Origin of the sequence: Priestia endophytica DSM 13796, assembly GCF_900115845.1 — a bacterium.
Taxonomy (GTDB): Bacteria; Bacillota; Bacilli; order Bacillales; family Bacillaceae_H; genus Bacillus_I; species Bacillus_I endophytica.
In genome coordinates this window covers 314082-325923 of record NZ_FOXX01000003.1, presented here as the reverse complement: position 1 = coordinate 325923, position 11842 = coordinate 314082, and the positions used below count along the sequence as shown (strand labels likewise).

At 37.7% G+C, this 11842-nt stretch carries 11 protein-coding genes; 10 read left to right on the top strand and 1 reads right to left on the bottom strand.

The window, feature by feature from the left end; genetic code table 11:
• The first annotated feature begins 178 nt into the window (after window positions 1-178).
• The 7 genes from BM012_RS08390 to BM012_RS08360 all read left to right on the top strand — a co-directional run bounded on the left by BM012_RS08390 (window position 179) and on the right by BM012_RS08360 (window position 6901).
• The gene (locus BM012_RS08390) at window positions 179-1504 is read left to right on the top strand and encodes an LLM class flavin-dependent oxidoreductase (protein ID WP_061805066.1); all 1326 of its coding nucleotides are present in this window, start codon (window positions 179-181) and stop codon (window positions 1502-1504) included.
• A 25-nt stretch (window positions 1505-1529) separates the two neighbouring features.
• Window positions 1530-2024, top strand: a complete 495-nt coding sequence (locus BM012_RS08385; protein ID WP_061805067.1) for a GNAT family N-acetyltransferase — start codon at window positions 1530-1532, stop codon at window positions 2022-2024.
• A 61-nt stretch (window positions 2025-2085) separates the two neighbouring features.
• Window positions 2086-2757 carry an amino acid ABC transporter permease gene (locus BM012_RS08380; protein WP_061805068.1) on the top strand — a complete coding sequence of 224 codons (672 nt, stop codon included), beginning with the start codon at window positions 2086-2088 and terminating at the stop codon, window positions 2755-2757.
• 12 nt (window positions 2758-2769) lie between these two features.
• Window positions 2770-3507 carry an amino acid ABC transporter ATP-binding protein gene (locus tag BM012_RS08375; protein WP_061805069.1) on the top strand — a complete coding sequence of 246 codons (738 nt, stop codon included), beginning with the start codon at window positions 2770-2772 and terminating at the stop codon, window positions 3505-3507.
• A 75-nt stretch (window positions 3508-3582) separates the two neighbouring features.
• Window positions 3583-4689, top strand: coding sequence for a M20 peptidase aminoacylase family protein (locus tag BM012_RS08370; RefSeq protein ID WP_235862810.1), 1107 nt, complete (start codon window positions 3583-3585; stop codon window positions 4687-4689).
• The gene (locus tag BM012_RS08365; RefSeq protein WP_061805071.1) at window positions 4680-6023 is read left to right on the top strand and encodes an MmgE/PrpD family protein; all 1344 of its coding nucleotides are present in this window, start codon (window positions 4680-4682) and stop codon (window positions 6021-6023) included. Before BM012_RS08370 ends, BM012_RS08365 begins: the two co-directional genes overlap by 10 nt.
• A gap of 80 nt (window positions 6024-6103) precedes the next feature.
• Window positions 6104-6901 (top strand): transporter substrate-binding domain-containing protein, encoded by a 798-nt coding sequence (locus BM012_RS08360; protein ID WP_061805072.1) that lies wholly within the window; start codon window positions 6104-6106, stop codon window positions 6899-6901.
• A gap of 41 nt (window positions 6902-6942) precedes the next feature.
• Here the strand turns inward: BM012_RS08360 and BM012_RS08355 are convergent, their stop codons facing one another.
• Window positions 6943-7995 (bottom strand): sulfotransferase, encoded by a 1053-nt coding sequence (locus BM012_RS08355; protein ID WP_061805073.1) that lies wholly within the window; start codon window positions 7993-7995, stop codon window positions 6943-6945.
• 338 nt (window positions 7996-8333) lie between these two features.
• Between BM012_RS08355 and map the strand changes: the two genes are divergently transcribed.
• The 3 genes from map to BM012_RS08340 all read left to right on the top strand — a co-directional run bounded on the left by map (window position 8334) and on the right by BM012_RS08340 (window position 11825).
• Window positions 8334-9083: a type I methionyl aminopeptidase gene (gene map / locus BM012_RS08350; RefSeq protein WP_019395355.1), complete on the top strand. Its 750-nt coding sequence runs from the start codon at window positions 8334-8336 to the stop codon at window positions 9081-9083.
• Between the two features lie 64 nt (window positions 9084-9147).
• A complete protein-coding gene (locus BM012_RS08345) occupies window positions 9148-9366 on the top strand; it encodes a PNPOx family protein (protein ID WP_061805074.1) in 219 nt (72 codons plus the stop codon).
• Window positions 9367-9971: 605 nt separating this feature from the next.
• Window positions 9972-11825: a reverse transcriptase/maturase family protein gene (locus BM012_RS08340; RefSeq protein WP_061805075.1), complete on the top strand. Its 1854-nt coding sequence runs from the start codon at window positions 9972-9974 to the stop codon at window positions 11823-11825.
• The last annotated feature ends 17 nt before the right edge of the window (window positions 11826-11842 follow it).

Sequence of the window (11842 nt, the reverse complement as noted above, 5' to 3'; positions counted from 1 at the left end):
ATTATAAAGGTTTTAAAAAGACTGAATATCTCGAATTCAATATGATTAGTTGTTCATTTTTCTACATAACCTAAGGGAGTACATGAAACACAAAGTGAAAAATTGAACATATAAGTGCCTTTAACTTTTGTTTATAAAGAGATTAAACGTAAATTTTTTATAGGAGGAAATCGTTGTTATGAGTAACAAAAAGGAAATAAAAGTTGGCCTGTTTCTTGCTGGTACTGGTCATCATATCGCATCTTGGAGACATCCAAAAGCAATTGAGGATGGAGCCATGAATCTCCCTTATCTAATCAATTTAGCTCAGACAGCTGAAAAAGGGAAATTAGACATGATCTTTTTAGCTGACAGTTTATCTGTTAACAAAAATTCTCATCCAAATATTATTACACGCTTTGAACCGCTTACCCTTTTAACAGCTATGGCAGGGGCAACAAAGCATATTGGCTTAGCTGCAACAGCTTCTACAACATATAGCGAACCTTTTCACATTGCAAGACAGTTCGCTTCTTTAGATCATTTAAGCAGTGGGCGTGCTGGATGGAATGTTGTAACATCTTCTATCCCTCAAACAGGTCTAAACTTCAGTAAAACCGAGCACCTTGAACATGACAAGCGCTATGAGCGTGCAGAAGAGTTTGTGGAAATTGTCAAAGGCCTTTGGGATTCATGGGAAGAATTCGCGTTTATTCGCGATAAAGAAGACGGTAAGTTTATTAATGAAGATAAAATGCACGAGCTTGGACATAAAGGTGAATTTTTCTCTGTTCAAGGTCCTTTAAATATTGCCCGTGCTCCTCAAGGATATCCAGTTATTATTCAAGCAGGTTCATCGCCGGCAGGACAGGCTCTTGCAGCGCAAATTGCTGAAGTGATTTTTACAGCACAAAATAATATCGAAGATGCTAAAAAGTTCTACAAGGGAATTAAAGAGCAAGTACGTTCTTTTGGTAGAAATCCTGATGAAGTTCTTGTTATGCCTGGGATTTTTCCGATTATTGGTGATACGGAAGAAGAAGCACATGCTAAATATCAAGAACTTCAAGATCTAATTCCTGTTGAGCTTGGATTAAGCATTTTATCCAATTACTTAGGTGGTATTGATTTAACTCAATATCCACTCCAAAGTCGTTTTTCTGACTTGAATATTGAAAAAGTAGACGGAGTCCAAAGTCGCTATGAGCTTATTAAGAAAATGGCTGAAAAAGATGATCTTACACTAGAACAATTATATAAGTCTGTAGCAGGTTCACGTGGACATCATATCTTCATTGGTACACCAGAACAACTTGCAGATAAAATGGAAGAATGGGTTGAAAGAGAAGCTTGTGATGGTTTTAATCTTATGCCGCCACTTCTTCCTGAAGGTTTAGAAAACTTTGTTGAAAAAGTCGTTCCGATTCTTCAAGAAAGAGGCGTATATCGAAAAGAGTACGAAGGTAAAACGCTTCGTGATCATCTTGAATTAAAAGAACCTAAAAATCGCTATGCTTCTAATTGATTTTAAAAGATGCTGAGGTGACAAAATGAGAAACTATCGACTAGCAACTGAAGAAGATGCAGAGAAGCTTTTAGACTTAACACTTCGAGCATATGAGCCGATTCGAGAACTAGGAATCAACTTTGCGGCAGCAACAGCAGACCTTGCGTTCGTAAAGAAGAACGTTCGAAATAATATGTGTTATGTGTTAGAAGAGGATGGAAACATTATTGCAACAGCTTCACTTAGGATGCCATGGGGGCCTCAGCCAGGACCCTTTGAATATCCGCATATTTGGTGGTTTGCAGTAGATCCAAGCTATGGTAAAAAGGGCATTGGGAGCTTAATGATGGAATGGTTAGAAAATACGGTACTAAGAGAAACCTTAAAATGTCCAGCCGTTTCTTTAGGAACGGCTGACAAACATCCTTGGCTTATTGAAATGTATGAACGCAAAGGATATGAAAAGGCAGGATCACACGACTTAGGAAAAGGACATATTACCGTATATTTAGTTAAGAAGCTTCGTGAAGATTTTTAGTAAATCTTTATAGAGGATAAAAATAAAAAATGCTATTTAGAGAAGTAAGGTGGTGTGGAATATGAATTTTGATTTAAATTATTTTATTAACGTTTTTCCGGACGTTATCCCGTATATTCCGGTTACATTGTTAATGGCCGTAGTTGCGATGATTGTTGCGATTATTGTAGGACTCGTACTCGCTCTTATTACAAAGAGCAAAATCCCTGTTTTGCACCAGTTAGCAAGCTTATATATTTCATTCTTTAGAGCGGTACCAACGCTTGTGCAACTTTTCTTAATTTATTATGGACTTCCACAGATTTTTCCTGGACTTCAGGCAATGCAGGCTTTAACAGCTGCGATTATTGGTCTAAGTGTGAAGAACTCCGCATATTTAGCTGAGATCTTTCGCGCAGGATTAGATTCTGTTGATAAAGGGCAGCTTGAAGCATGTACATCTGTTGGAATGACAAAGTTCCAAGCATATAGAAGAGTGATTTTACCACAAGCAGCAAGAAATGCAATTCCTGCAACAGGGAATACGTTTATTGGATTGTTAAAAGAAACGTCTCTTGCGTTTACACTAGGTCTAACAGAACTTTTTGCACAAGGTAAGATTTTAGCGTCTGCATCTGCTCGTTACCTTGAAACATATTTAGCAATTGCTATTTTATATTGGTTATTAACAATTATTTATAGCATTATTCAATCTGTAATCGAAAAAATCATTGGGAAACCGTACCGAAACTAGGAGGTGTAACAATTGATCGTTGTAAAAGATTTGGTGAAAAAATTCAAAGATTTAACGGTTCTAGATGGAATAAGTATAGAAGTTGAGCGAGGGGAAGTTGTTGCGATTATCGGTCCTTCTGGTTCTGGTAAATCAACGTTTCTCCGCTGCTTGAACTTGCTTGAGACTCCTAATAAAGGAGAAATTCAAATTGGGGATGTTAAGCTGAATGCAGAGAGATATAGTCGCAAACAAGCGCATGCTTTAACAAGGCAAACAGCGATGGTTTTCCAACATTACAATCTTTTTAAAAACAAAACAGTGCTTCAAAATGTAACAGAGGCACTTATTATAACGAAAAAAATAAAACCAAAAGAAGCGAATGAGATTGGAATGAATCTTTTAGAGCAAGTTGGACTTGCTCATAAAGCAGACAGTTATCCTATCACACTTTCAGGTGGACAGCAGCAGCGAATTGGAATAGCAAGAGCACTTGCTATTGATCCATATGCTCTTTTGTTTGATGAACCTACATCCGCACTTGACCCTGAACTTGTATCTGGAGTGCTTGCAGTTATTAAAGAAATCGCAGAAAGACAAACAACCATGCTGATTGTAACTCATGAAATGGACTTTGCGCGTGAAGTAGCAGACAAGGTTATTTTTATGGCGGACGGCCATATTGTCGAGCAAGGAACACCAGAGGAAATTTTTGACTTCCCAAAACATGAACGCACAAAAAAATTCTTACAGCAAGTTGGTAGTCAGTAAACAAAAAGGAAAGGAATGAAGAACGTGACTTTACATCAACAAGGAAATGAAAAGCTTTTAGAAAAGCTTACAAACATGCGTCGTGAACTTCATGAATATCCTGAGCTTTCTATGATGGAAATTGAGACAACAAAACGAATTCGTCGCTGGTTAGAAGAGGGCGATATTGATATTCTTCCTTTTGAAAACCTTGAAGTTGGGGTTATCGCAGAAATTAAAGGGGCAAAGCCAGGACCAACGATTGCGATTCGCGCAGACATTGATGCATTACCTATAAAAGAAGAAACAAACCTTCCGTTCTCATCTAAAGTAGATGGAGTGATGCATGCTTGCGGCCATGATTTTCATACAGCTTCCATTATCGGAACAGCTCTTCTCCTAAAAGAGAAGAGAGATCAACTGCAAGGGACTGTGCGTTTTATTTTTCAACCAGCAGAAGAAATAGCTTCTGGTGCCAAGAAAGTCATTGAAGCAGGAGCGCTTGAAGGAGTGGAAGCTATCTTTGGTATGCACAACAAACCAGATCTTCCAGTTGGAACAGTTGGCATACGCGAAGGGGCCTTAATGGCAAGTGTTGATCGTTTTGAAATTGACGTCATTGGTGTTGGCGGTCATGCAGGTATCCCAAATAGCAGCATTGATTCGATTGTGACAGCAAGCTCTATTGTGACAAGTTTGCAATCTGTTGTAAGTCGAAACGTAAGCTCGTTGCAAAATGCGGTTGTAAGTATTTGTAATATTCATGGAGGAAGTTCATGGAACGTTCTCCCTGACAAAGTGAAGCTTGAAGGAACTGTGAGAACATTCCAAGATGACGCACGCGCAAAAATTCCAGAGTTTATGCAGCGAACCGTTGAAGGAGTTGCAGCAGGATATGGAGCAAAAGCTGAATTTCGTTGGTACCCATATCTGCCTTCTGTGCAGAATGATGCTCGCTTTGCTGAAGTTGCAACAGAGGCAGCGATTGAATTAGGATATGAAGCAGTTGAAGCAGAAAAGAGCCCAGGTGGAGAAGATTTCGCTGTATATCAAACGAAAATTCCAGGTTTCTTTGTATGGATGGGCACAAACGGTACTCAAGAATGGCACCATCCAGCCTTTACATTAGAAGAAGGTGCGCTTGAAGTTGCATCTTCCTATTTTGCCAATTTAGCGTTGAAAGTGTTAGAAACATGGAAATAACAAAAAAACTATCCGAGCTTGTGTATTCTTCACATCCGCTTGAAGATAAAAGAGCACTAGAAATGGCGAAGCTTGGAGTAATCGACTATCTTGCTTCAAGCTTTGCAGCCCGAGATGATAAAGGAGTTCAAAAGCTGTTAAAACTCATTGAAGAAGAGGGAGGTTATCATAACGTCCCCATTATCGGTCAGAACAAAAAAGCAAACTTTTTGCAAGGTGCTTTAATAAATGGTTTTCTCGGTCATGCGCTTGATTACGACGATGTTCATTCAGATGTAAGAGGGCATCCGAGCACTGTTATCTTACCGGCGCTTTTGTCTCTTTCCTCCTGTGAAGATGTAAGTGGGGAACGTTTCTTGAGTGCTTATGTGATAGGTGTAGAAGTTATGGCGAGATTAGGACAAGCTATTGGCAGTGATCACTATATTAAAGGGTGGCATAATACAGCAACGCTTGGAACAATTGCTGCAAGTATAGCATGTGGATATTTAAAAAATGTTTCAGTAGAAACACTTCAAAAAGTTATCGGTTTTGCAGCAACGCAGACTGGGGGAATGAGGGCTCAGTTTGGAACAGAAACAAAGCCCCTTCATGCAGGGCTTGCAGCACGCAATGCTTTGCAAGCTTTAAAACTTGCAGAAATCGATTTTGGAGGAACACAAAATGCATTAGATGGCAATAGCGGTTTCTTCGCTCTCTATGGAGAAGATCCTGCTCCATCATCTCTTTTCTTCTCACGTTGGGGAGAGGAGTGGAAAATTTATTCACCAGGTCTTTGGTTTAAGATTTATCCCTTTTGTTCTGCTGCTCATCATGCGGCAGATGCTGCTGTTAAGCTTTCACACAAAAATGAATTTCGTGTAGAAGATGTGACAAGTGTTAAAATCTCTTTTCCAAAAGGAGGAGATGCTGCACTTGTAGAACAAAATCCGCAAACTGGTGAACAAGGCCGCTTTAGCGTTGAGTACGTTGTTGCGCTTGCTTTACATAAAAAAGCACTTGGATTAGAAAGTTTTAAAAATAAACCGATTGATTCTAGTATAAAAGCTTTTTTACCTCGTATTGAGAGAGTGTATAGAGGGGACGTAGTGCCTTCGCCAACTGCAGTTCCAAAAGGCCGCTTTACGATTGTTGAAGTTGAAGCGAGAGGTGACACTTTCACAGAACGTGTTGATCTTCCTAAAGGAGCACCTGGAAATGGATTATCTTTTGAAGAACTACACAAGAAGCTTTCCAGCGCTTTGCAGGATGAACCAAAAACGGTGAAAATAGTAGATGAAATTCAACAGCTTGAGAGAAGCCAAACAATGCGAGAGCTTCTTGACGTATTATAAAAAGAAAAAAAGAGCACATAGTATGAAGAGATTGAAAAATTTTAAAAGGGTATTTTAGGTGAAAGAAGGGAGTTCATTAAATGAAAAAGCTATTAACGCTTGTTACTGTAGTTCTATTATCTGTGGCACTTGCCGCATGCGGAAATTCTTCAGATGAGAAAAGCAAAGGTTCAGATGAAAAAGTAATTAAAGTTGGAGCAACAGGTCAAAGTTTTCCAAACGCATATCAAGAAGATGGTAAACTTGTTGGTTATGATGTAGAGGTAATGAACACAATTGCTAAAAATCTTGGGTACAAAGTAGAATGGACAACAACAGATTTTAGTGGTCTAATGGGACAGCTGAATTCAGGTCGAATTGATACTGTGGCAAATGCGGTAGCAGTGACAGCTGAGCGTGAAAAAATGTATAAATTTACTGATCCATACTCTTATATTGGAACACAAATTGTTACAAGCAAAGATAATAAGAACGTAAATCAAATTGAAGATTTAAAAGGAAAAACAGTGGCAGGTGTCTTAGGTTCTAACCATGTCGAAAAGCTTCAAGAGTATAATACGAAAAATAAAATGAACCTTAATATCAAAACGTATGAAACACGTGAAGGAGCAATGAACGATGTTGAATTAGGCCGTATTGACGGATATGTAAATTCAGGTTCTGTTCTTTCAGCTGAAATTAATAAACATGATTTCAAAGCAAAGCTTGTTGGAAAGCCAATTGATGAGGATGCAACAGCATTTCCTTTCCAAAAAGATAACGATGAGTTAAGAGAAAAAGTAAACACAGAGCTTAAGAAACTTAAAGAAGACGGCACACTAGAAAAACTTTCTCAAAAATATTTTGGTACAAACACTGTTGAAAGTCAAACAAAATAAAAAAAGAACTCTTACACAACGTGTGTAAGAGTTCTTTTTATTTACGTATAGTTGAGTTTTTTTAAAGCTGGTTCACAAATATTTTGTAGTTCTTTTTTCTTTTCTTCTGGTAAAGTTGGCCACGTATCAGGCTTGGGGCGGAATATTGGTGCTGCTTTTTCGACCCACATATCGTCTGTTTTCTCATCCCAGCCGTTATTTATAAATGTAATAAGTTGTTTTAAGTTGTCTTTAGGATTTTTCACAAGCTTTTCGTAGCACAAGTGATGCACTTGATGTGAAGGGAGCTTAGCGAGCGTTTCCTCTGTGTGAAGAACAGCAGAAGCGAGTTCAGCACCGAAAGTTTGAAAAGGAATCTCAAATTTATTTAATTTTTCAATACTAAACTGATCTGGATGAAGCCATGAAAGGTCCCCGAAATCTTCAGGTCGGGTGTTATTATCTGACGGCTTTAATCCTGTTTCTTCATAAGCTTGTTTAAATGCCATGCCAAGCTTAAATCCTTGAAAACGATTAAATGCCATAATATTTTCTCTGACGTCTCGATACAGAAAAACAAACTTTGCATCTGGAAACATCTTAAGAAGTTGATCTACAAAGAGAATGGATAAACCAGAGCGTTCAATCCAAACCTCTTTTTGAAATTTATTTAAAAGCCAAGAAAATAACCGGTTATATTGATTTGAAAGATGATCTTTAGGAAAATGCTTAACAACGGTTTCCATTTCCTCAAAAAGAGAATCAGGATCATTTGTAATGTGTGGCAATGGCATTGATATAATCCCAGGTATGCCTGTTTTTTCGTTAAATTTTGACGTTTCGGTTATGTTGTACAGAAATTCTTTGAATGAAACACCTTTCTTCATATAGAAAGGAATAAGACTTGGTGCTTTTTCGGATAAAAAGGCCCAAAACTTTTCTCCATCCCATACTTCATCTGAAAGTCCAATCCACTTATCTTCTTGACTTGCTTGAAAATGAATCGACATAAAAAATTCTGATAAGCTTAAAAGGTGTGGGTGCATGTTAATGCAATTAGAAAGAGCTGTTGACCCACTTCTTCCAGCTGAAATAATGAACGTTTTTTCACTCATGCTCTCCATCTCCTTTGTTCAGTGTTCAGAGTTCATTTGAAGAAATTTTCATTTTTGCTTTTATATGTATATTTTAACAACTTTACTTAATTCACTTCAATTTTGAACTGTATTAAAAAAGAATAAAATAAATGGTTGCGGTCTTTTTTTCTAACTCATACTACAAAAGACCGAAAAAGCACAGAAAAACAAAATCTCAAAATATAAGCCTTCACGTATTATGTTTCTGTAAAGCATATGTTAATATAGTAAAGATGTATCTTTGCGTACGGACGAATGAAGTAAAGCAATGCTACAAAAGAAATGTGAATTTAATTCATGAGTTAGGAGTTATGAGAATGATTACTTTAAAATCAGCAAGAGAAATTAACTTAATGCACGAAGCGGGAAAGCTGTTAGCTTCTTGTCATAAAGAAATTGCAAAAATGATCAAACCGGGCGTAACAACGTTAGAAATTGAACGTTTTGTTGAAGGGTTCTTAAAAAAGCATGGTGCAACAGCTGAACAAAAAGGCTACAAAGGTTATAAATATGCAACATGCGCATCTATTAATGATGAGATTTGTCACGGTTTTCCGCGCAAACAACCCTTAAAAGATGGAGATATTGTTACAATTGATATGGTTGTAAACTTAAACGGAAGTCTAGCGGATTCTGCTTGGACATATGAAGTTGGAAATACAGATGAAAAAACAAAACATCTTTTAGAAGTTGCAAAAGAGTCTTTATATAAAGGAATTGAAGTAGCACAAGCAGGGAATCGTTTAGGTGATATTGGCCATGCTATTCAGTCTTATGCAGAGGGAGAAGGCTTTTCTGTTGTAAGAGATTTCACAGGTCATGGTATTGGGCCAACAATTCACGAACCCCCTCACGTTGCTCACTACGGGCCAAAAGGAAAAGGTCCACGCTTAAAAGAAGGCATGGTTATTACAATCGAGCCAATGATCAATGAAGGAACATGGCAGGCGAAAATGGACGATAATGGTTGGACAGCGCGAACTGTAGATGGCAAGCTATCTGCTCAATATGAACACACAATTGCCATTACAAAAGAAGGTCCTATTTTATTAACAAATCAAGATTAACATAAAAGATCCTAATTTTTAGGGTCTTTTTTTGTTAAAATGAGGAAGTAAAGGGGGATTGTTTATGACGTTACTTTTCTCGCAGAAAGTTAAAACAGAAGGAGAGCTTTTATCGCTTATTGGTGAATCAAATGAAATGGCCCGCAAGAAAGTGATTAATTGCGTTGATCAACACTGTCGCGATTTTATTGCGCAGTCACCGTTTATTATTTTATCTTCTTCAAGTGGAAGTTGTTGTGACGCCTCTCCACGAGGTGATGGTGCGTCCATAAGGATGTGTTAGGGATTGCTGTCGTAGCAAACAGCTGATGTGGTCATAACATCATAAGGTCAAAGACTTATTGATATTATTAAGATATCAAGACACTTGTGTTGGGAAACCAACATGGGGACAATAGCATGTCTATAAAGCCACAAGTTACTGGCGTGTTACAGTACGACTGGATGGCAAGACCAAAGTAATAGACAAGGATGAAAGCTACACTGCTTGAATGATAGCCAGAGGGGTTGTATCGTGGACCATAGTAAACAACACGTGAAATGCTATGCAAGTGGGGATTTTAATGGATGTGTGACGCATTGAAATATGACCCCCCACTGACCAACATCTGTAAGATGATAAATGGCGAAAGTCACATCCGATACTATTACAAGCTTCCCTGCATAATCTAAATGGAGATTGTCTAAGTCGATATGCCCTTACGGGCTATATCCATGTGGGATTGAAAAATCGATATGACAACGGAGTCTTCGTACTAGTTTGAGATAGGGAAAACCTATTACGCTAACATCAGATAACGCATGTTAGGTCATAGCTGAGAAGCTAGGATGGCGAAGGAGGACAGTTAACTGAATCCAATATTATAAGAAGAAGGAGCGAGAGGCTCTATGAGAAATCCTCGAGTAGTATTGGACAATCTAACAAGTAAGTCCAATGACGAAAATTACAAGTATCAAAGAGTATACAGAAACCTATACAATCCTGAGTTTTACCTTATGGCATATGATGAAATTTACCCTAACCCTGGTAACATGACTAAAGGGTCAGACAATACAACAATCGATGGCATGAGCATGAAAAGAATCCATAATATTATTGATTTACTCAAGGATGAAAAGTATCAACCGACTCCAGTAAGAAGAACCTATATCAGAAAAAAGCGTGATAATGGCAAAAGACCACTTGGTATTCCATCATTTGATGATAAATTGTTACAAACTGTAGTGAAGTCTATTCTGGAAAGTATCTACGAAAGTTCGTTTAGTAACAGTTCTCATGGTTATCGACCAAACAAAAGCTGTCACACAGCCATCAAGCAAATCGCTGACACCTTCAATGGAGTAAAATGGTTTATAGAAGGAGATATAAAAGGGTTCTTTAACAACATAGATCATTCGATCTTGATTAATTTACTACGTAAAAGAATCAAGGATGAAAAATTTCTAAGACTTATCTGGAAATTTCTTAAAGCAGGATATGTAGAGGATTGGAAGTACCACAATTCTTACAGTGGCGTACCTCAAGGAGGTATTATCAGCCCCATCCTTTCTAACATCTATCTTAATGAATTAGATCAATTCATTGAGGGATTCCGAGATAAATTCAATAAGGGCAAACGTAAGGTGGAAAATCCTGATTACAAAAAACTGCACGCAAAAAGTATGATTCTTAAAAAGAAATTAAAGGATAAGGTTGCCAAAGGAACACTGAAAGAAGGCGAACGTGAAGAAATTATTGGTTACATCAAAGAAACCAATAATAGAAAAATAAAGTTACCTTCAAAAGATCCTATGGATCAAAATTACAGAAGATTGAAATATGTCAGATATGCGGATGATTGGCTAATTGGTCTTATTGGCAGCAAGGAAGATGCAGTCATGATAAAAAAAGAACTAACTGAGTTCATCGGTCATAAATTGAAACTCGAACTCTCTCAAGAAAAGACACTTATCACAAACAGTAGTAAGTTCGCTAGATTCTTAGGTTATGACATTGCCATTAGCAGAAATCAACAACCAAAACCCTTAACAAGACCAGCTGGACAACAAAAGAAGGTTCTCTCGCGTTCTAACTCTGGAAGAGTTTCCATTTACATGCCAAGAGAAGCTTGGGTGAGTAAACTTATAGAATACAAAGCTATAAAAATGGATGGACGCAATTGGAAACCGATGCATCGGAGGATACTGGCTAATAACGATGATTTGGAAATCCTCACTCGTTATAATGCTGAAATCAGGGGTATATACAACTACTATAGGCTAGCGCATAACGTAAGTGGACTTAATAAATTCAAATACTTTATGGAATACAGTCTTTACAAAACTTTTGCCAACAAATACAAAAAATCAATAGGTAAAATAAAAAACAAATATTGCATTAACGGAGTCTTTGCGGTTAGATACAAAACGAAGAAAGCTAACAAAATCCGATACTTTTATAATGATGGGTTCAAAAGAAACACCTCCATAAAGGCAGACCACACTAATACAGACCTACCTATCAGTAAATTTGATCATGGTAGAACTAGTCTTATTTCAAGACTAAAGGCAGAACCCTGTGAATGGTGCCATGCGGAAAACGTCGATTTAGAAATTCATCATGTAAGAAAATTAAAGGATTTAAAAGGTAAAAAGCGATGGGAACAAGCGATGATAGCCAGAATTCGCAAAACAATAGCACTTTGTGCCCTGGGACAGGGCAATGACTGTCATCGCAAACTCCATGCTGGACTGTTAGATTGAAGTAAGTTAATGGCGAG